This window comes from Tenacibaculum sp. 190524A05c, assembly GCF_964036595.1.
Lineage (GTDB): Bacteria > Bacteroidota > Bacteroidia > Flavobacteriales > Flavobacteriaceae > Polaribacter > Polaribacter platacis.
Genome location: NZ_OZ038523.1, coordinates 1,342,681 through 1,363,168 on the forward strand (window position 1 = coordinate 1,342,681; position 20,488 = coordinate 1,363,168).

Consider the following 20,488-nt stretch of genomic DNA (forward strand, 5'->3'; position numbering starts at 1 on the left):
TTTACTTTTTAAGCTAATTTGCTAAAAAAACACCAAATGCTTTTTCAGCATTGGTGTTCATAAAAATAATCTTTTTTTAAATATGTAAAAGAAATAAAATTACTTTACTTTATCATAGTTATCATCCCAATTCTGAGGCTTTGGATCACCAAGTTTACCAACAGATTTTGCAACTAAAGTTGCTACTGTTGCATCACCTGTTACATTAATAACTGTTCTACACATATCAAGAGGTCTATCCACTGCAAAAATTAGTGCTAATCCTATTGCTAATTTATCAGCTGGAAAACCTACAGCTTCCAGTACAATAACCAACATTACCATTCCTGCTCCAGGAACTGCAGCAGAACCAATTGAAGCTAATAATGCTGTTAATATAATGGTTAATTGATCTGCAAATGATAAATCAAAACTTAATGCTTGAGCAATAAACACCGCTGCAACAGCTTGATATAAACTTGTTCCATCCATATTAATAGTTGCTCCAACAGGCAATACAAAACTTGAAACTTCCTTATCAACTCCTACATGCTCCTCTACTCTTTCCATAGTAACAGGTAACGTTGCCGCACTTGAACTTGTTGAAAACGCTAATAATTGAGCTGGACTGATTTGTTTTAAGAACCAAAATGGATTTTTCTTTACAAAGATGCTCATAATAACCGTATAGAAAACAACCATTAATAACAATCCTGACACTACGGTTAATCCATATTTTAACAACGCAAATAATAAATCTGGATCATTTGAAGAAACCACAACATTTGCTAATAATGCAAAAACTGCATAAGGTGCAAATAACATGATTAAATCAACCATTTTTAGTACTACTTCATTTAAAGAATCAAAGAAGTTTTTCAACGGTTGTGATTTTTTTTCTCCAATCAATAACATAGAAATACCAAAGAAAATAGTAAAGAAAATTACTTGTAGCATTGCTTTGTTATTGCTCATTGCCTTCATAGCATTGTCTGGCACCATATCTACTAAAAACTGTAATGGACCACTATTCTTTTGACGCGATGCTTCAGCTATTTTAGCTTGTACACCATCACTATTTGCATAAGTTTGAGTTAGTTTATTTATTGTTTCTTCAGAAATACCTTCTCCTGGCTTAACAATATTAACTAGTAATAATCCGATAGTAATAGCAATTACGGTTGTTCCAATGTAAATTCCGATAGTTCTTAATCCGATATTTTTAAACTTTGAAATATCTTTTAAATCGGAAATACCTTTGATTAAGGAAGCGATAATTAACGGTACGGCAATTAGTTTTAATAATTTTACGAATATAGATCCGAAAGGTTTTATCCAGTTTCCAACAAAACCTGCTCCGCCTTCAATTGAAGTCATTACAACTCCAAAGACAATACCAAGCACCATTCCTATTAATATTTTCCAGTGTAATGCTAATTTCTTCATTTGATTATTTTGGTTTGAGTAATGTGTGTAAAAATATAAAATTGATCACAATTAAAAATATACCTTGTTTACAAAGAAAATTCAAAAAAATTGTGACTTTGTTTTTGTATCTTGTGTCAATATAACTGTATGAGTATTAATAAAAATCAAAAAAACATTAGAAAATGGAAGGAATCTTAGACTTATTAAACAGCCCAATGGGAAAAACTATTATTAGCGGTGTTGCTGGATCTACTGGACAAGACAGTGGAAAAACAGGAAGCGTTTTAACAATGGCTTTACCTGTATTAATGAAAGCAATGCAACGTAACGCTGCTACTCCTCAAGGTGCAGAAGGTTTAATGGGTGCTTTAAACAAACATGATGGAGGAATTTTAGATAATCTTGGAGATTTATTCAATGGTGGAGTAAATCAAGATGTTATTTCTGACGGAAGTAAAATCTTAGGTCATGTTTTAGGTTCTAAACAACAAGGTGTTGAGCAAGTAATTGGACAAAAAACAGGAATGGATATTGGTGCTGTTGGAAATATTCTTAAAACGGCTGCTCCAATTTTAATGGGAGTTTTAGGAAAACAATCTAGACAAAGTGGATTAAGCAATTCAGGAGGAATTGGTGACTTACTAGGCGGAATGTTAGGTGGTAACAGTTCTCAACAAGAGCAAAGTTTCCTTGAGAAAATTTTAGATGCAGATGGTGACGGAAGCGTTATCGATGATGTAGCTGGTATGGTTTTAGGTGGAAGCCAAAAGAAATCTGGAGGTTTACTTGGTGGACTTTTAGGTGGATTATTCGGAAAGAAATAAGATTCAATCTACATAATAACAAAAGGGTAAACACACTTGTTTACCCTTTTTCTTTTATATACTTTTGCGCCCGTAAAGTTTAAATTAATGTTTTCGTGGAAAAACTAAAAGCACGTTGGGGTTTAAAAACAAACTGGGATGTTATTGCAGTATTTATTGTATTTGCAATTAATGGATCTTTGTCTGCTTACATAGCAAAACCTGTTACTCATTTTTTAGGATTATCTCCAGAAACATTAAATCCTTGGATTTATTATCCACTTCGAATTCTTTTAATTTTCCCTATTTATCAAACTACTTTACCAATTATTGGTTGGTTATTCGGGCAGTTTAGTTTTTTCTGGGAATTTGAAAAGAAGTTTTTAAGCCGATTAGGATTTGGATTCTTATTCAACAAAAAAAGCTAAACTTCTATAGTTTTCTTTACATCATTATTTTCTGAAGAAATCACATAAGTATAAATCCACATTAATGTAAATGTTGGAATGATATCAAGCCATGGAAGTGCCTCCTCTACGAAGGACACTACAGCTGCTACTTTTCCTTTTTTTCCTTTATACATTCTAGTCATTAAATAAGCAGAAACTGGTGCCCAGATAACATCTGTAATTTCAGCAAACCATGGAATTATAAATGATACATAACCTATGAGATCGAATACAATTCCTAATAGTAATTTTAAATATTTATTTTCTTTATTCATATTCTGTATTAGTTCGTAAATTGCTTAAATCAATTTTCAAGCCACTTATTAGACACAAAATTCGATAAAAGTAACAGTATCAATGGAGTTTTCTTATTTCAAAAATCAAATTAATCAATTAAAAAGCAATTCTTTAGGAGGTTTAAAATCGCAATTCAAATTAGTTCCAGAATTACGAATTAAAATTTCTGAAGAAAAAATAAGGAAAAGTAATCCTAGAAAAGCAGCTGTTATGGCACTCTTTTATCCAGATGAAAGTGGAGATACTCAATTCTTATTGACAAAACGTGCAAGTTATAATGGCACACATTCGGCTCAAATTAGCTTTCCTGGCGGTAAATACGACGAAGTAGATGATTCTATGATGGAGACCGCTTTGAGAGAATTGGAAGAAGAAGTTGGTGTTTTACAAAACTCTGTAGAAATTATTCGTCAATTATCAGACACCTATATTCCTCCAAGTAATTTTTTAGTAACTCCATTCATGGGTTTTCTTGAAAAAAAACCTGAATTCATACCAAATGAGGAAGTTGCCGAACTTCTTGAAATTGGAGCTAAAGACTTGTTAGACAATTCAAATGTATCATCAATAGTATTAGAAACTTCATATATGAAAGAAATAGAAGTTCCTTGTTTCAAGTTTTCCGATCATATTGTTTGGGGAGCAACTGCAATGATGTTATCTGAAATAAAAGATTTATTGAAAGAAATTGAATGAAAATGTTTTTTTAAATTTGTTTAACTAAAATAGTTTTTATGCCCTTATTTAAGAGGAATCCTTTTGGACATATTTTATTTATTAAACGTTTTCTAATTCAAATTTTAGGAGCAATATCTCATAGTAGATATAGAAGTTTTAACAATTTACAAATTGAAGGATCAGAAGTACTTAGACAATTACCCGATAAAAATGTTCTCTTCATTTCTAATCATCAAACATACTTTGCAGATGTAGCAGCAATGTTTCATGTATTCAATGCTTCTTTAAAAGGTAGAGATGATAATATTAAGAATGTTGGGTATTTATGGAAACCTAAGTTAAACTTATATTATGTTGCTGCGGGAGAAACAATGAAATCGGGGTTATTACCTCGAATTTTTGCCTATGTAGGTTCTGTTTCTGTTGAAAGAACATGGAGAAGCTCTGGTAAAGATGTAAACAGACAAGTAAAAATGTCGGATATTTCAAATATCGGAACAGCTTTAAAAGACGGTTGGGTAATCACATTCCCACAAGGAACAACTACACCTTTTAAACCAATTCGTAGAGGAACAGCGCACATTATAAAAACTTTCAAGCCGACAGTAGTTCCTATTGTTATTGATGGTTTTAGAAGATCTTTCGATAAAAAAGGATTGATGATAAAGAAACGTAATGTTTTACAATCAATGGTAATTAAAGAGCCTTTGGAAATTGATTACGAAAATGAAGACGTTAGTAGTATTGTGGAGAAAATTGAATTTGCTATTGAACAACACCCTTCTTTCTTAAAAGTATTAACTCCTCAACAGTTAAAAGAACAAGAAGAGTTTATTGAAAGTAGAAGTTTTTGGGGCGTAGATAACAAAAAGAAAGATAAAGAAAACACAGAAGAATATTAAGAATAAATTATGTCAGAAAATAAAACCATATTAACTAAAGATTCAATTGATTTTTTAGAGAAATATTTAAATAATGCAGCTCCAACAGGTTATGAGTGGGAAGGTCAAAAAATTTGGATGGACTACTTAAAACCGTATGTTGATGAATTTATTACAGATACTTATGGTAGTGCAGTTGGAGTTATCAATCCAGATGCAAAATATAAAGTAGTAATTGAAGGTCATGCTGATGAAATTTCTTGGTATGTAAATTATATTTCTGATAAAGGACTTATTTATGTGGTAAGAAACGGTGGTAGTGATCATCAAATTGCTCCAAGTAAAGTGGTTAATATTCATACTAAAAACGGAATTGTAAAAGGAGTTTTTGGATGGCCAGCTATTCACACGAGAGATAAAGGAAAAGAAACTCCACCAAAACCAGACAACATTTTTATTGATGTAGGATGTTCAAACAAAGAAGAAGTTGAAGCTCTTGGAGTTCATGTAGGTTGCGTTATTACGTATCCGGATGAGTTTCATATTTTAAATGAAAACAAATTTGTTTGTCGTGCTTTAGACAATAGAATGGGTGGATTTATGATTGCAGAAGTTGCTCGTTTATTACACGAAAACAAAAAGAAACTTCCATTTGGATTGTACATTACAAATTCTGTTCAAGAAGAAATTGGATTACGTGGTGCCGAAATGATTACAGAAACAATTCAGCCAAATGTAGCTATTGTAACTGATGTAACTCATGATACTACTACGCCAATGATTGACATGAAAAAGCAAGGTCATCAAGAAATTGGTAAAGGTCCAGTAATTGCATATGCACCAGCAGTTCAACAAAAGTTAAGAGATTTAATTATTGAAGGAGCTGAAGAAAATGATATTCCATTCCAACGTTCTGCATTATCAAGATCTACTGGAACAGACACAGATGCTTTCGCTTACAGTAATGGTGGTGTTGCCTCTGCATTAATTTCTTTACCACTTCGTTATATGCATACAACTGTAGAAATGGTACACAGAGAAGATGTTGAAAACGTTATTAAAATGATTTATCACGCGTTATTAAAAATTGAAAACGGAGAAGATTTCTCTTACTTCAAATAAATAACAACAAACATAGTATTGTGTCATTTTGAACAAGTTCGAAAATCTAGGAAAGATTTAACAACTGTTCAGAATGACATTTTTTATTTTTATGGAAAATACATCTAATATGAGCTTAAGCAACCAAAAGCATTTATTCGATATTCCTGAAGAAATAACCTATCTTAATATAGCGAGTCAATCTCCATCATTTAAATCAAGTGAAACTGCAGGAATAAAAGCAGTAAAAGAGAAAACTCGACCTTACTTAATTACTACTTCTCGTTATTTTGATCCTATAATACAACTGAAAAAACTTTTTGCTGAAATAGTTGAAGTCGAAGATTATAACCGTATTGCTTGTATTCCTTCAGTGTCTTACGGCCTTTCAACAGTTGCTAATAATATTCAATTTCAGGAAGGAGATGAAATAGTTTTAGTTGAAGAACAATTCCCTAGCAACTATTATGTTTGGGAGAAACTAGCGCAACGATATAAAGCTGTTATTAAAATTGCAAAACAACCAGATGCTATTCAAGGCAAAGGAAAACAATGGAACGAAAATATTTTAAACGCAATTTCTGATAAAACAGCAGTCGTAGCAATGGGAAATATTCATTGGGCGAATGGAACATTATTCGATGTAAAAGCTATTAGAAAAAAGACTTTAGAACACAATTCTTTATTAATTATAGACGGAAGTCAATCTGTTGGAGCTTTACCTTTTTCCGTGAAAGAAATTCAGCCCGATGCTTTAATTTGTGCTGGATACAAATGGTTATTTGGACCATATGGATGTGCTTATGCCTATTTTGGTTCTTATTTTGATAATGGAAATCCAATTGAAGAGAACTGGACAAACAGGTTAGATAGCGAAAATTTAAGTGGTTTAACCAATTATCAATCGGAATACAAACCACTTGCTAATCGATATTCGGTAGGTGAACATGGAAGTTTTATTTATGTTGAAATGCAAATTGCTGCTTTAACAGAATTATTGCGATGGAAGCAAATGGATATTCAAAACTACTGTGAAATAATTACTTCATCAAGTGTCTCCAAATTAAAAGAAGCTGGTTGCTTTATTGAAGATTCAGACTTTAGAGCCAAACATTTATTCGGCGTTGAAATGCCTATTTCAATAAACCTTGTTTCTTTGAAAAAGAGATTAGCGAAAGAAAACATCTTTGTTTCCTTTAGAGGAAATTATATTCGTATATCATGTCACGTATTCAATACTGAAAAAGACATAGAAAAACTAACTAATTGTATTATTACTGAATTAGCTTAATTATGGATGAATTAATTGATATTGTTGATGAACAAGGAAATTATACCGGTAAAACCTGTTTAAAATCTGAAGCTCATAAATTTGGCTACTTCCACCCTACGGTTCATATTTGGTTGTTTACGAAAGAAGGAAAAATATTACTTCAGAAAAGAGCTTTAACTAAAAAAGTGTTTCCTGGTTTATGGGATATTTCCGTTGCCGGACATATAGCTGCCGGAGAGGTTATAGAAACAGCTGCTCTTCGTGAAGTTGACGAAGAAATCGGATTTAATATTCTTCCCGAGAACCTAATTAAAATAGGAACACGAAAACATCAAGTAAATCATGCTAATGGGATTATAGATAATGAATTCCATCATGTATTTATTTCTGAGTTAACCGTTCCTGTTTCAGCTCTTAGGATTCAAGAAAGTGAAGTAGCGGAATTGAAACTTTTTGATTTAGATATTTTAAATAACACTTCTCAATATGAGAATGTACTTTTACCAGAGTATAGTGCATATTATAATTCGGTTTTTAATGCAATTAATTCTTTGTTAAACAGATAGTTTAATTACTTTTGCGGCATAATTTAAAAACTAAACTATTAACACCATGAAAATCAGTAAGCTATTACTTTTATTCATATGTACTTTACCACTTTTCAATTGTACAGGAAGAAGTCACGAATTCCCTGTTGAAAAACAATACTGGGATATCAATGATTACAATCAAATTATTAGAGAATTACGTTATGGTTATCAAGACAATGAAACCAAACCAACTTTAGATAATTTAGAGAAAGGAATTATCGTTCAAAAGCTAATTGATAAGCAAAATTATAAAGTAATTTTAGACGATACTACAATCAACATTAGACAAAGAAATAAGTTTGCGCATGATTTCTTTGATCAATGGAAAAACATGACTGGTATTTACAACCAAAAAGATGTTAATGACAAGTATGTTTATGGGAAAGAATTACTTTCTGTTTGGCATTTTGGTTTACAATTTCATATGGATTACTTTACTGTGGGGGATAATGCAATCCGTACTTTTTCTGCAAATGCAAATGATGAAAAAGTGATTAATAGAATTAATCATAACATGAATGAATTAGTGAAAAACTTTAGTAATTACATGGATTTAATTCGTGATGAAGATGCTTTTTATGAAAACGAAAAGGAGTTTTTCATTAAAGGAATTGACACGTATTTCACAGAATTAATCATGCAACATCCTGAAGCTGATTACGCTCGTGTTGAAAAGAAAGCAAATGCAGTTTTGAAGAAAATTAAATCAAAAGAAATTAAAACTTCTTTAACTGCCTTATTAGAATCAATCAACTTTATCAAGTTGAAGCAAACGAATGCATAGTAAAACTTTACTCATTTGAATGAAAATTTAGTCGCTGCTTTAATTCTTTTAATTTACTTCTCTCCTATTTTTTATCAACTTACGATTGTAATAAGAGAAAGTAAAAAAGGGAATAAACTACCCTTAAAAAAGTTATATCGTTTTTTAAAAATTAGTATGCTTGTGCTAATACCTTCATTGGTTTTCTTTATTATAATTAGTCATACTAATTATTTAAATTATCAAAAACCAATGAAATTTAGTGAATACGATAAAATTACTTTTGAAAATTTTAAAGGATTAAATTTCTTTAAAAAGTCTTTATACGGAAATACAAGGTTTGCATATATAGTTACTAGTATTGATTCAGATATAGAGGAAGATTCAGTTTCTATAGATGCACTTTTTCATCCTTCGAGATCATTCGTTTATAATAAAAAGACTTATAGTAAAGACCTTTTAAGTCATGAAAAATATCACTTCAAGATTACCGAGCTTTTTGTAAGAAAAGCCAAAGAAAGAATTTCTAAATTGAAGACTAAAAATAAAAGTAATATAGATTATATTCTCAATTCTATTGAAAAAGAAGAAAGTAAATATCAACAAGAATATGACTATAACACGTTTCACAGTTATGTACATAGCGAACAAAAACGATATGAAAGAGAAATAGATAGTTTATTAACTTTGCTGAATCATTTTAAAAAATCAAAAATTACATTACATGAAAAAAAATAAAGTAATACTAATACTTTTAATTGCTATTGGATTTGCAAATTGTGCAGAAGAAAAACACAAATTTCCAATTGAAAAAAGATTCTGGGATTTAAATGATTATGACAAAGCTATTCTTGATTTAAGATTTGGATATTTAAACGATGAAAAGAAACCAACATTTGACGATCCCGAACAACGAATAATTGTTCAAAAACTAACTGACGAACAAAACTTCCAAGTAGTTCTTGACGATACTGAATTAGGTTTAAAACATAAAAACAAAGTTGCTACTGAATTCTTTTCCCACTGGAAAGATATGTCATCAATCTATCAAGAGAGAGATAGAAAAGACATGTATGTCTATGGAAAGGAAATGTTAGCTGTTTGGCAGTTTGGACTAGGGTTACAGCTGAGATATTTCAAACTAGGTAATGATGAAATTATAGAAGGTTCGGATGATCCTAATTCTAAAGAGATAAGAAATCTTGTAAACTCTAATGTGAATACACTTACTACAAATTATACATATTACTTGAGTTTAGTAAATGAAGAAAAATCTTTGACAAAAAAGGAACAAGATATTTATGCTAATGGAATTTCAAAATATTTCACAGATTTAGTAGAACTTTATCCTAATGCAAAATACGATTCTCTTAAGGAAAAAGCGAGTTTAATGCTAAATAAGACAGAATCAAATTCTATTAAAAGTGCTTTAACTAAACTAATAGCTTTAATAGATTCTAAGAAAGTAAAAAAGGAGTAATTCAATCCTTCTATTTTCAATAAAAAATCAAAACTCATCTTTTTAAGGTGAGTTTTTTTATGATTAAATATCTAATTATTCAGGTTATTTTTTTAATTTAATACACAACAACCTAACCCATAAACTTTTAATAAATGCTTTCAAAACAAGAGAAATCTGAACTAAGAGGAAAATTATTTCGCCACTTAGATGGTATTGTAACCTGCCCTGCAGCTTATGAATTACATCACAAAGGAATTACAACACATTTATTAAAAGAAAAAACATGCGACTTAACTGATCTTTCTAAAGCTTTTAAAGCGAATGAAGGATATTTAAATGTTGCACTACGAACTTTTGCTTCTCAAGGTTGGTTAGCATATAAAGTAGATAATAATTCAAACTCTGTAACAATTTCTACTAATGAATTATCTGAAATTGCATTCTCTCACTTTCACATGTATAAAGAGGCTTCAGAATTATTAAAATTCTCTGAGAAATATAGTTCTCGTAAGTTTGAAATTGAACCTTTTAGAAAACTAGAAAGTTTATTCAACAATTATAAAAACAATTTTGGTGTTGCCATTTCTGAGGATGAAAAGACTTCTAATATTCAACATCAAATTTTATCGCATATTGAAGGAATTATCGTTGGTCCGACTTTAGTTCTATTGGGAATGAAAGGAATGTTTCATAAATACTTTATGCAAACAAAATTCAAAGCAGAAGAGTTTCATAAAGATCCAGAAAACTTTGGTCGATTGCTTGACATATTAACGTATTTAGGATGGTTTTCAAAAACAGGAGAATCGTATGAATTCACGGATAAAGGTTTATTTTTTGCAAGAAGAGCAAGTGCTTATGGTGTAACAGTATCTTACATTCCAACCTTAAGAAAACTCGATAAATTCATTTTTGGTGATCCTACAATTTTTAGATCAGAAGGAATTGGTAATGAAGAAATTCATGTAGATAGAGAAATGAATGTTTGGGGAAGTGGTGGTGCCCATGCTTCATATTTTAAGGTAATTGATGAAATTATTATAAAACTATTCAACAAACCAATCCAAGAACAACCCAAAGGAATTTTAGATGTGGGTTGTGGTAATGGAGCATTTTTAAAACACTTATTCAATGTAATTGAAAATCAAACCGAACGTGGAAAAGTCTTAGAAGATTATCCATTATTATTGATTGGAGTTGATTATAACGAAGCTGCTCTAAAAATTACAAGAAAGAATTTAGTTCAAGCAGATATTTGGGCAAAAGTAATTTGGGGTGATATTGGAAATCCAGCTGCAATGTCGAAAGATTTAAACGAAAAATACGGAATCGATTTATCAGATTTACTGAATGTAAGAACATTTTTAGATCATAACCGAATTTGGGAAGAACCGAAATTGAATGGAAAAATTGCTTCTACCGATTGTTCTGGAGCTTATGCTTATCGTGGAGTTCGTATTAACAACAACCTAGTTATTGAATCTTTGAAACAACACTTTAACAAATGGAAACCGTTTGTTAGTAAATTCGGTTTATTACTGATTGAATTACATACTTCAAAACCAGAGCTGGTAAAGGAAAATATCGGTAAAACTGCGGCCACGGCTTACGATGCAACACATGGATATTCTGATCAATATATTATTGAAATTGACGAATACATGAAGGCAATGGAAGAAATCGGTTTGACTTCGGATGATTCATCCTTTAGAAAATTTCCAAATTCAGATTTAGCAACCGTTTCTATTAATTTGTTCTTTAATAGAAGTTAGTCTACTGTTTTAAATATTTATTAAACTATATTTTTATCATCCTATGGGGTAACTGCATATTTTTAAATAAACATCATCTATTTATTAAAACTTTTTTTGTGCTAGTCCCATTATTCGTCTTAATATTAAAGAAATATAAACCGTTTGATAAATCAGAAATATTAATGTTGATATCATTACTATTGGCGATATTTGTTTGAACTAAACTTCCTGTAATAGAATAAACTTTCACATATTTAATGAAATCATTAGGATTAGTTATAATAACATTATGTTTTGCTGGATTTGGGTATATTTTAAATTTAGACAAAGTAACATTCTCATTAATAGACAATGTATTACTCAAGTTAATTTTTGAAATTAAAATGTCTGAATCATTATTACCACTATTATTTACTATAGTTGTATCAAAAACGTTGATTGGACTACATTCAAAAAAAGCAGATAAATATATGTTATTGTCTTCTAAGATAATCTTAAATGGATTATCAATTGAAGGTCCATTTTCATAGACACGATCACCGTAAAATTTCTCAATAAATTCGGAGTTAAAATTTTCCTTATTTACCTTCATTAGGAATAAATTCTCATCCCAAATCTTCTCATTATATTGACTTATTACGTAAGTAGATTCAAATTGACCATTATCGAACTCCATACTACCATGAATACTAGATAATATAATTAAACTATCTTCTACTTCAACAATACCGGCCTTATTTGTCGTAATTCTTTCATAAGTACCCCCAACCTGCCATACACTATTTGATGTGCAGTTTGCAAAATGACGATACTTAATAAACTTACCTTCATTCACAGTAAACTCCATTAAATTTGCTCCTGCTCCAACTCCACTGCTATAAGAAGAACATGGAGACGCTGGAATTTGATATTCATCATGAATAACACCTAATAAATTATATCCCCATAAGTATAACTTATTTGATAATTTTGAATAATAAATATTCGAAGGATAAATTAGTTGAGAATTATTTTCTTCTTTACTTATGACTTTTTCCCATTGTAGCTCTAAATCCGAATTATACTTGGTAATATGAGTATATCTTGTTGTACAAGTATGAAATTCTGATCCTCCTGTAAAATATATATTAGAATTTTCATCAATTGTAGCACTTGCTACATAATCATGATACTCTGATCCAAAACTAACTACTTTTGATAAGTTTCCTTCAATATCGAATTTAGCGAGATAATAATCCATACCATAGCGATAAATTCTGGAATAACAATCCCAATATTGCTTACTCGTTAAAGTAATTTTATCATTTATATTCGCAGTTTTCAAAAAATTCCCTAACAGATATACATTGCCATTACTATACATTAAACTCATATCTGTTACACTAATCTGATCTGCAATTTTTTGAGACCATAGAACATTTCCTTCAGAACTAATTTTTAATAAAGACACTCCATAATTAATTGTAATATCGCCTATTTCTGTTGTACTCTCATTGAAATTTAAAATCACATATATGTTATCGTTCTCATCAACTTCACTCTCAATGAATTCATAATCAGAATACTCTCCTTTTGGTAGACTCTCAAAAAGATCAAACTGCCAAACTAAATTCCCCTCCGAATCATATTTATGTAGTCCTTTAATTCTATTATTCGTTGTTGTTGTCAATAGAACACCATTCGAAGTTTTATCTAAATCTATAGGCATATCACTTGTGTGACCGCCAATACTTTCTCCCCAAATTATTGATTGTGCACATAAATTAAAACACAGCAATAAGACAATAAATAAAATAATTGATTTTTTCATAACACAGAAATTAAAGTTATTTGATTCTAATTCTTACATAACAAAATTAATATTTTTTTGGGTAATCTAAGTGGCATTAAAATCAACATTTATACTATTATTATTTTATTAATTTTAATATTTCCTCACAAATAATATCAGCATTCTCTTTCAGTGTAAAAATGGTTTGGTGGTTTCCATTAATCAAGATTTGTTTTCCATCTGATGACCATTCGGTGTATTCTTTATGAGCCGCAATTATCTTTTTAAGATGATTATTTAACTCTATTTTTTGCTCTCCAATAGCAGTAATAACACGAATTGGCATATTTCCAAAATCCACTGGTTGCTGTACTCTTTTTAAAGTGGAATGATAATTATTAATTTCATTTCTGTAGCCTCTCAAACTTTTACCATTCAACAAAAAATCTTTAGTTCTTTCATTTAATTCATCTGGTAAACCTTTAGCAGAAAAAACAGGATCTGTAAAACTTTGTAATAACCCTAACACACCAACATCTGCAAAAAATATGGCTACATTAATTCCCCAGACAGCAGATTTAAAACGAAAAGAATCCTTTGGTGCTGCATTAAATCGTTCAACTTGTTCTGGATGTGTGGCATCCATAAAAACTAATCCCTTTACTTCATCTGGATATAACTCAGTGAACACTCTCATATATGGTCCTCCTAAAGAATGCCCAGCAATAATGTATGGTGGAGATTCGCCAGACTGTTCTAATAACTCATGTAATTCTTTGGCAATAGTTTCAGGATTTCGTGGTGTTGTATTCAAATCACTATAACCTACTCCTGCTCTATCATAACGAAAAACTCTTAAACTGTCTTTCAATCCTTCATTTAACCAATGAAAGTATTCTGTTGATACTCCTCCTCCACCTTCAATAATTACTGTTGGCTTCTTACTTTTCTTTCCTGTAGTGTGAACATGGAAGTTTACTCCGTTCACCTCGATCAATTCTCCTAAAGGTTTATTAGGGTTTGGGCCAAACATTCGAAAAAGTAATCCAGAGAAAATTATGATTGCAAATAGAATCCCTAAATACTTAAAAAGTTTCTTGATAATCGTTTTAATTATTTTCATATAAATTGTTTTGAGCAAACATATTCCACGATATCTCATTGAACTATTTTAGTTGATAAACTGACTGATATTTTCAATAAACACAATACTTATAGAAGGAAAATCAATTCATTAATAAAATTTAGGTATTGGGTTAAAAAAACTCCGTGTTCATCAAGATAATTTGTAAGATCTACTTCAATTAGTACTTTTATATCATTAAAATCTATTCATGATAAAAACTCAAGGAATTCAACTCTCAACAAATACTATTAAATCTATAATTATAGCTGGTTTTCTTTCTGTAGTTATATTTTTAATAGTTGGATTTTCTGGAGGTTTTATTATCAATCCAGAATCAGTTATACCTGAAGTTTATATAGCAATCAATAGTGTTTGTTTTGTGTTATGCTGGTTAACTCTTCATGTTTTAGTATCTAAATTTTCCATTTATAAAATTTTAGGAGTTTTAGGTTTACTTTGCTTAAGCGCAATTGCAGAATATTATTTTCAAATACCGAATAACCCAATAAGTATTCCAGCATTAATTCTGTTTTGGATGGGAATTAGCTATTTCATAATTCCGCAATTTTTTAAAAAGTATCAAATTCTTATACTATTATCTTACGGAGGAGTTATCACTTACTTCTTTATTTTCAGAGGAAAACCAAATTATGCTGAAGATTATAGTTTTGTGGTTACTGGTTATTTTATTCTTTCTATTTCTATGATGATTTTACTCTGGGGTTATTATCAATGGAAATGGTATATGAATTTAAAAGTAAATCAAACTAAAAACGAATTGATATTACTGAAGAGCCAAATCAATCCGCACTTCTTTTTCAACACCTTAAATAATCTTTATGGTTTGGTTATTGAAAAATCCGACCATGCTCCAGAAATGATTTTGAAGTTATCAGATATTATGAGATATACGATTTATGAAGGGAAATCTGATTTTGTTGACTTAGAAGAAGAAATCAAATATATTGAAGACTACATTGAATTATCTAAAATTAGATATAATAAAAAAGTAGACATTTCATTCAAAAAGGAAATTGAAATCCCTCAAAAAATAGCGCCAATATTACTGGTAATTCCTCTAGAAAATGCTTTTAAACATGGAATTGATAGTTTAACAGAAAATGCTTTTTTAGAAATTGAAATTAAAACAGGAAAATCTCATATATTTTTTAGTGTGAAGAATAATTATGCATCAACAAATGCTAATCATAAAGGAATTGGTTTAGATAATTTCAAACAACGATTAGCTATTATGTATCCGAATAAACACAAATTAAACATCAATATAACCGACAACGAGTACGAGTTAAGTTTATATATTGAAACCCTATGAATTATGTAATTATTGATGATGAGCCAATTGCGCATCGCATATTAGAGAATTATTGTAATGAACTTCCTTTACTACACAAAGTTGGGAATGCATATAATGCTCTTGAAGCTTCAGAAATTATTATCAAGCAAAAAGTCGATTTAATATTTCTGGATATTCAAATGCCAAAAATTACAGGTTTCGAATTTCTGAAATCATTGGCTCAACCTCCAAAAGTTATTGTAACTACTGCTTATAAAGATTTTGCTTTAGAAGGATATGAACTTAACGTAGTTGATTATTTACTTAAACCTTTCTCTTTATCTCGATTTTTAAAAGCTGTTAATAAAGTAAACGAAAACAACAAGATGAACTCGACTATTTCAGAAACCGTAAGTGAAGTTAAAAATGGAAGTATATTTTTGAAAGGAGATAAAGTTCATCATCAAATTCAAATTAAGGATATTTTATTTGTTGAAGCTTATGGTAATTATGTAAAAGTATATTCTAAGGAGAAAATGATTGTTATTCATGAAAAAATCTCAACTTTAGAAACTATTCTATCTAAGCATAATGTACTAAGAGTTCATAAATCATTTCTAGTTACAATTGAACATATAACAAGTATTCAAGGAAATCGAATTCATATTCAAGATTATAAAATTCCGATTGGCCAAACCTATAAAAACAGTATTAACCAATTAATAAATAATATAAATTCTTAGAAACAAAAAATGCCCGAATTGATTCGGGCATTTTTATGAAATATGATAAACTTTTATTTTATTTCATTTTCTTTTAAGGAAAGTAAATTAGCGAATAATTTATATGCTCCAGGAACACCCGCAGGTAATTCTCTAAAGAAACTTAATCCTGTATAGATATAATTTCCTTTACCATATTTTGCTACTAACAAACTTCCTTTTTTAGCCGATTCACCTTTATCATTCATTGCTAAAATAGGTTCGTATTCTGAACTCCAGTTGTTCGGGAAATACAATCCTCTTTCTTGAACCCAACCTTCAAAATCGTTAGCTTCAATCTTATTCGGATAGTTTAAAACTCCATGATCCTTTGCTAACATGGTTACTTTAGCATGTTCATCAGTAACTCTATCTCTAGATAATTTTAAGGTATAAGGAGCTTTTACATCAACTCTCCTATTCGTATTGTACTGAACAATTACATTACCACCATTTTTCACATATTCTAGCAAGTGTTTTTGCTTAAACTGTAAAACTTTCTTTGTATTGTATGCTCTAATCCCAACAACTACTGCATCAAAACCTCCTAAAGAGTTTTCATTAATACTTTCCGGCGAAACTTCCGTTACTGTATAACCAATTTGACGTAAACTTTCTGGAACAGCATCTCCTGAACCTTGAATATAACCAATAGATTTCCCTTCTTTTCTGATATCCAAACGAACAATTTTCGCCTTAGATGGCATTAAAACAGATTGTTTTGGAATATGATTGTAGTTAATCTCTATTAATTCTTTATCAAAAGTAGCGTTGTCAATTGTAGCTACAGCTTTAATATATCCTTCTGATTGTCCTTTTGGAGGAGAAACTGTGAAATCTACAACTCTTTTATCTCCTTTTTGCTCAATTGTAAACGAAGCTTGGTTTGGAGTAACTGTCCATCCTTCTGGTACTTCTAAAGCAACATTCCCTTGAATATTTGCTTCTCCTGATCTTACTTCAACCGCAATTTTCTTAGTATTATCGTCTGAGAAGATGATTACTTTATCCTTTAATTTTGTTGTTACTTTCGGTAACACTTCAAAAGGCTCGTAAATTTCTCCTTTATCACGTTGAGAATATCTTCTCACCACATTTTTCGTGAATGAAATAGGTGTGTCTTCAATCATTAAATTGAATTTCACTTGAACAGGTCTTGGCGTTTCTGGCTTACCAATTAATTCTTGGTTTTTCACAGTATACATTCCTAATCCCCACTTATCTTTTAACCAATATGGATCAGAATATCCAATTCCTGCTAAAGAAAGATCTTCTGTGAAGTTTTGTCTTTTATTCGCAAGTAAATCAATGTCTTTCGCAACAGTCTTATTAGCTGGCAACCATTCTATAGAAGTTAAATCCATTGAAACACTACTTCTATTTAACACTTCAAAATCTACTTTTACTGAAGCATTTGGAGTTGAACTAGAAGTTTTTGCTGAAGCTTCTAAATATAAACCAGAACACGCTTCAATAATTTCTTTGATCTCTGCAGACTTAATGGCTTTCCAATGTTTGTCTTTTAACTTATCTATTAAAGCATAAGCCTTTAATAAACTTGGTAAATGTTTTGAAGGATTTACAAAGTCAAAGTTTTTCTCAACATCATATAAAATATCTCCAATTTCTCCTCCACCTTTTACTCTATTCCATGTGGTATTAATTCCTGAGAACAAGTCTTTTTTATCTTTAGGAAATTCCCCTTTTAAAAACTCAACCCATTCGGTTTGACTTCCTCTAGTTGTTAATCTACCAAAACCTTGACATAAATGTTGGCTACTTGCAATTGAAGCAAGTTCATTATTTGAAACTCCTTTTAGTGGATAATAAACCCCGATATCAAAGTTTAACATTTTGCTTTTATCAGCTTTTTCGAAGTTTTCTCTACTTCCATAAAACCACCAAGAAGTATTAAAAAATAAACGGTTTGGTTGCCAAGTTTCAGTATACTTTAATTGTTCTGGATATTTTGTTTTATCTGCTGCTAAATCAAAAGCATCAACACTCAACATCGCCGAAGCTGTATGGTGTCCATGAGTAGTTCCTGGTGTTCTATGATTAAAACGATTGATAATCACATCTGGCTTAAATTTTCTTATTGCCCAAACTACATCTGATAACACTTTATCCTTATCCCAAATATTAAACGTTTCTTCTGGGTGTTTAGAATATCCAAAATCGTTTGCTCTAGAAAATCGTTGTTCTCCACCATCTACTCCTCTGGCCGCTAATAATTCCTGTGTACGAATAACACCTAATAATTCTCGAATTTCTGGACCAATTAAATTTTGACCTCCATCACCTCTAGTTAAAGATAAATACGCTGTTCTTGCTTTAACGTTATTTGCTAAATATGCAATTAAACGTGTGTTTTCATCATCTGGATGCGCAGCCACATATAATGCAGAACCTAAAAAATTAAGTTTCTGTACTTTTTCGTAAATCTGATTTGTAGTTAACTTTTGGGGCTTTTGTGCAATCGCTGAAGAAAAAATCAGCAAAAATGAAATAAAAATAAGTGCCTTTTTGTTCATTTTTAATAGTTAATGTTGACTAACAAATGTACTCTTTTTAATAATGAACTAATCGAGTTTAACAAAATGCTAACACTTTATTCTATAAAATAATCGTCTTTAAATCCTATTAAATATAATTTCTCCTGAGCACGAGTAACCGCAGTATATAACCAACGTAAATATTCTACGCTACTACCATCAGGTAAATAAGGTTGTTCAATAAATACTGTTTTCCATTGACCTCCTTGAGATTTATGGCAAGTCATAGCATAAGAAAACTTTACCTGTAAAGCGTTGAAGAATTTGTTCTTTTTAACACCCATGAATTGTTTGTATTTCGATTTTTCATGGGCAAAATCCTCCTTTACAGCTTCATATAACTTATTAGATTCTTCATAGGTTAAAGATGGACTTTCGCTTGTTAAAGTATCTAACAATAAAACTGTTTCGAATGGTTTCATATCAGGATAATCAATCATTCTAATTTCAACTTCTGCAAAATTAAAACCGTACAACTCTTTAATCTGAATGATTCGCATTACTTCACAAGTATCACCATTTGCAATAAAACCAGCCGATGAAGAATCTTTTAACCAGAAGTAATTATTTTTAACTACCATTACATAATCACCAACTGAAATTTCATTTTCCTGTCCACGAATTTTAGTTCGTATTTGCTGATTATATTGGTTTGCTCTTTTATTCGAACGAACAATAATGGCAGTATCTTCTACACCGATTTCACCATCATAAGCTTGTGTAATTGCATCTTGAATATCATATCCATCTTGCAATCTAATAATATCAGGATAGTTCACATCAAACTTAAACTCAACTCCTTCGTTTTGTATGAGCAATCGTAAATCTGTTGCATTTGCAAGAATCCCCGAATCTTGTTGCTGACGAACGACTTCATCTAATTCAATCTCAGAAATATCTTTATTATAATTAAGTGATAATTTATCTCCGTCAAGGGCCGGACTCATATCTAACTTTACTGGAGGCAACTGAGCAGTATCTCCGATAAATAGAAGTTTGCAATTCTTTCCTGAATAAACGTATGAAATCAAATCATCTAAAACAGAACCGTTTTCAAATAGCTTAGCATTTTGAACTTGATCCGAAATCATAGAGGCTTCATCTACAATAAAAATTGTATTGTTATGCTTGTTAGGTTGCATCACAAAACTAACCCCTCCATTACTCTGTTTTTTAGGAAAATATATCTTCTTGTGAATGGTAAATGCCTGACGTTTAGAGTATCCTGAAATTACTTTTGCAGCTCTACCAGTTGGAGCTAATAAAACTGCCTTTTTTCCAACCTTCCATAAACTATGAACTATCGTACTAATCACCGTAGTTTTTCCTGTACCTGCATATCCCTTCAACAAGAATAAAGACTGGTTATTCTTATCAAAAACAAAGTTTGACAAGTCATTAATTAGTTCTAATTGTTTTTCTGTTGGATCGTAGGAAAATTTCTGAAGTAACTCTTTGTAAAAATCGGCAGGATTCTTGATCATATTTCAAATAAAAAATCAAAGATAAGTGTATTTCTAAAT

The 20,488-nt window shown here is 30.5% G+C and carries 19 protein-coding genes; 13 read left to right on the forward strand and 6 right to left on the reverse strand.

What is annotated here, in order from left to right; all coding sequences use genetic code 11:
* Nucleotides 1-99 precede the first annotated feature (99 nt).
* Nucleotides 100-1,425, reverse strand: a complete 1,326-nt coding sequence (locus tag ABNT61_RS05635) for a dicarboxylate/amino acid:cation symporter (RefSeq protein WP_348745179.1) — start codon at nucleotides 1,423-1,425, stop codon at nucleotides 100-102.
* A gap of 164 nt (nucleotides 1,426-1,589) precedes the next feature.
* On the opposite strand from ABNT61_RS05635, the gene ABNT61_RS05640 reads away from it, so the two are divergent.
* Entirely contained in the window at nucleotides 1,590-2,231 is a 642-nt protein-coding gene (locus ABNT61_RS05640) for a DUF937 domain-containing protein (RefSeq protein ID WP_348745180.1), read from the forward strand.
* 95 nt (nucleotides 2,232-2,326) lie between these two features.
* Nucleotides 2,327-2,638 carry a DUF6787 family protein gene (locus ABNT61_RS05645; RefSeq protein ID WP_348713281.1) on the forward strand — a complete coding sequence of 104 codons (312 nt, stop codon included), beginning with the start codon at nucleotides 2,327-2,329 and terminating at the stop codon, nucleotides 2,636-2,638.
* Here ABNT61_RS05645 and ABNT61_RS05650 read toward each other — a convergent pair.
* Nucleotides 2,635-2,934: a hypothetical protein gene (locus ABNT61_RS05650; protein ID WP_348745181.1), complete on the reverse strand. Its 300-nt coding sequence runs from the start codon at nucleotides 2,932-2,934 to the stop codon at nucleotides 2,635-2,637. The two genes, ABNT61_RS05645 and ABNT61_RS05650, sit on opposite strands and share 4 nt — an antisense overlap.
* Nucleotides 2,935-3,016: 82 nt before the next feature.
* Here ABNT61_RS05650 and ABNT61_RS05655 point away from each other — a divergent pair, with 82 nt between their 5' ends.
* From ABNT61_RS05655 to ABNT61_RS05695, 9 genes are all read left to right on the forward strand, one after another.
* Entirely contained in the window at nucleotides 3,017-3,652 is a 636-nt protein-coding gene (locus ABNT61_RS05655) for a CoA pyrophosphatase (RefSeq protein WP_348724456.1), read from the forward strand.
* A gap of 38 nt (nucleotides 3,653-3,690) precedes the next feature.
* Nucleotides 3,691-4,536 (forward strand): lysophospholipid acyltransferase family protein, encoded by an 846-nt coding sequence (locus tag ABNT61_RS05660; RefSeq protein WP_348724454.1) that lies wholly within the window; start codon nucleotides 3,691-3,693, stop codon nucleotides 4,534-4,536.
* 9 nt (nucleotides 4,537-4,545) lie between these two features.
* Complete coding sequence (locus ABNT61_RS05665; protein WP_348745182.1) at nucleotides 4,546-5,637, forward strand: M42 family metallopeptidase; 1,092 nt, start codon at nucleotides 4,546-4,548, stop codon at nucleotides 5,635-5,637.
* Nucleotides 5,638-5,710: 73 nt separating this feature from the next.
* Nucleotides 5,711-6,907, forward strand: a complete 1,197-nt coding sequence (locus ABNT61_RS05670) for an aminotransferase class V-fold PLP-dependent enzyme (protein WP_348745183.1) — start codon at nucleotides 5,711-5,713, stop codon at nucleotides 6,905-6,907.
* A 2-nt stretch (nucleotides 6,908-6,909) separates the two neighbouring features.
* The gene (locus ABNT61_RS05675; RefSeq protein WP_348745184.1) at nucleotides 6,910-7,455 is read left to right on the forward strand and encodes an NUDIX hydrolase; all 546 of its coding nucleotides are present in this window, start codon (nucleotides 6,910-6,912) and stop codon (nucleotides 7,453-7,455) included.
* A gap of 46 nt (nucleotides 7,456-7,501) precedes the next feature.
* The gene (locus tag ABNT61_RS05680; RefSeq protein ID WP_348713272.1) at nucleotides 7,502-8,263 is read left to right on the forward strand and encodes a hypothetical protein; all 762 of its coding nucleotides are present in this window, start codon (nucleotides 7,502-7,504) and stop codon (nucleotides 8,261-8,263) included.
* A 231-nt stretch (nucleotides 8,264-8,494) separates the two neighbouring features.
* On the forward strand, nucleotides 8,495-8,980 hold the full coding sequence (locus tag ABNT61_RS05685) for a hypothetical protein (protein ID WP_348745185.1): 486 nt from the start codon (nucleotides 8,495-8,497) through the stop codon (nucleotides 8,978-8,980).
* Nucleotides 8,967-9,722 (forward strand): hypothetical protein, encoded by a 756-nt coding sequence (locus ABNT61_RS05690; protein WP_348745186.1) that lies wholly within the window; start codon nucleotides 8,967-8,969, stop codon nucleotides 9,720-9,722. Before ABNT61_RS05685 ends, ABNT61_RS05690 begins: the two co-directional genes overlap by 14 nt.
* 134 nt (nucleotides 9,723-9,856) lie before the next feature.
* Nucleotides 9,857-11,476, forward strand: a complete 1,620-nt coding sequence (locus ABNT61_RS05695) for a class I SAM-dependent methyltransferase (RefSeq protein WP_348745187.1) — start codon at nucleotides 9,857-9,859, stop codon at nucleotides 11,474-11,476.
* Nucleotides 11,477-11,549: 73 nt separating this feature from the next.
* Here ABNT61_RS05695 and ABNT61_RS05700 read toward each other — a convergent pair whose 3' ends face one another.
* On the reverse strand, nucleotides 11,550-13,268 hold the full coding sequence (locus ABNT61_RS05700) for a T9SS type A sorting domain-containing protein (RefSeq protein ID WP_348745188.1): 1,719 nt from the start codon (nucleotides 13,266-13,268) through the stop codon (nucleotides 11,550-11,552).
* A gap of 100 nt (nucleotides 13,269-13,368) precedes the next feature.
* On the reverse strand, nucleotides 13,369-14,352 hold the full coding sequence (locus ABNT61_RS05705) for an alpha/beta hydrolase (RefSeq protein ID WP_348745189.1): 984 nt from the start codon (nucleotides 14,350-14,352) through the stop codon (nucleotides 13,369-13,371).
* A 211-nt stretch (nucleotides 14,353-14,563) separates the two neighbouring features.
* On the opposite strand from ABNT61_RS05705, the gene ABNT61_RS05710 reads away from it, so the two are divergent.
* Both ABNT61_RS05710 and ABNT61_RS05715 read left to right on the forward strand, forming a co-directional pair.
* Nucleotides 14,564-15,688: a sensor histidine kinase gene (locus ABNT61_RS05710; protein WP_348745190.1), complete on the forward strand. Its 1,125-nt coding sequence runs from the start codon at nucleotides 14,564-14,566 to the stop codon at nucleotides 15,686-15,688.
* Nucleotides 15,685-16,392, forward strand: coding sequence for a response regulator transcription factor (locus ABNT61_RS05715; RefSeq protein ID WP_348745191.1), 708 nt, complete (start codon nucleotides 15,685-15,687; stop codon nucleotides 16,390-16,392). The genes ABNT61_RS05710 and ABNT61_RS05715 overlap by 4 nt, the downstream gene beginning before the upstream one ends.
* Before the next feature lie 53 nt (nucleotides 16,393-16,445).
* Here ABNT61_RS05715 and ABNT61_RS05720 read toward each other — a convergent pair whose 3' ends face one another.
* Nucleotides 16,446-18,944, reverse strand: coding sequence for a PIG-L family deacetylase (locus ABNT61_RS05720; protein WP_348745192.1), 2,499 nt, complete (start codon nucleotides 18,942-18,944; stop codon nucleotides 16,446-16,448).
* A gap of 77 nt (nucleotides 18,945-19,021) precedes the next feature.
* The gene (locus tag ABNT61_RS05725; protein WP_348745193.1) at nucleotides 19,022-20,449 is read right to left on the reverse strand and encodes an ATP-dependent DNA helicase; all 1,428 of its coding nucleotides are present in this window, start codon (nucleotides 20,447-20,449) and stop codon (nucleotides 19,022-19,024) included.
* Nucleotides 20,450-20,488: the final 39 nt, after the last annotated feature.

Coding starts and splice junctions, on each gene's coding strand:
- ABNT61_RS05635 (WP_348745179.1), bottom strand. CDS start 1,425: ATGAAGAAATTAGCATTACACTGGAAAATATTAATAGGAATGGTGCTT.
- ABNT61_RS05640 (WP_348745180.1), top strand. CDS start 1,590: ATGGAAGGAATCTTAGACTTATTAAACAGCCCAATGGGAAAAACTATT.
- ABNT61_RS05650 (WP_348745181.1), bottom strand. CDS start 2,934: ATGAATAAAGAAAATAAATATTTAAAATTACTATTAGGAATTGTATTC.
- ABNT61_RS05655 (WP_348724456.1), top strand. CDS start 3,017: ATGGAGTTTTCTTATTTCAAAAATCAAATTAATCAATTAAAAAGCAAT.
- ABNT61_RS05660 (WP_348724454.1), top strand. CDS start 3,691: ATGCCCTTATTTAAGAGGAATCCTTTTGGACATATTTTATTTATTAAA.
- ABNT61_RS05665 (WP_348745182.1), top strand. CDS start 4,546: ATGTCAGAAAATAAAACCATATTAACTAAAGATTCAATTGATTTTTTA.
- ABNT61_RS05670 (WP_348745183.1), top strand. CDS start 5,711: ATGACATTTTTTATTTTTATGGAAAATACATCTAATATGAGCTTAAGC.
- ABNT61_RS05675 (WP_348745184.1), top strand. CDS start 6,910: ATGGATGAATTAATTGATATTGTTGATGAACAAGGAAATTATACCGGT.
- ABNT61_RS05680 (WP_348713272.1), top strand. CDS start 7,502: ATGAAAATCAGTAAGCTATTACTTTTATTCATATGTACTTTACCACTT.
- ABNT61_RS05685 (WP_348745185.1), top strand. CDS start 8,495: ATGAAATTTAGTGAATACGATAAAATTACTTTTGAAAATTTTAAAGGA.
- ABNT61_RS05690 (WP_348745186.1), top strand. CDS start 8,967: ATGAAAAAAAATAAAGTAATACTAATACTTTTAATTGCTATTGGATTT.
- ABNT61_RS05695 (WP_348745187.1), top strand. CDS start 9,857: ATGCTTTCAAAACAAGAGAAATCTGAACTAAGAGGAAAATTATTTCGC.
- ABNT61_RS05700 (WP_348745188.1), bottom strand. CDS start 13,268: ATGAAAAAATCAATTATTTTATTTATTGTCTTATTGCTGTGTTTTAAT.
- ABNT61_RS05705 (WP_348745189.1), bottom strand. CDS start 14,352: ATGAAAATAATTAAAACGATTATCAAGAAACTTTTTAAGTATTTAGGG.
- ABNT61_RS05710 (WP_348745190.1), top strand. CDS start 14,564: ATGATAAAAACTCAAGGAATTCAACTCTCAACAAATACTATTAAATCT.
- ABNT61_RS05715 (WP_348745191.1), top strand. CDS start 15,685: ATGAATTATGTAATTATTGATGATGAGCCAATTGCGCATCGCATATTA.
- ABNT61_RS05720 (WP_348745192.1), bottom strand. CDS start 18,944: ATGAACAAAAAGGCACTTATTTTTATTTCATTTTTGCTGATTTTTTCT.
- ABNT61_RS05725 (WP_348745193.1), bottom strand. CDS start 20,449: ATGATCAAGAATCCTGCCGATTTTTACAAAGAGTTACTTCAGAAATTT.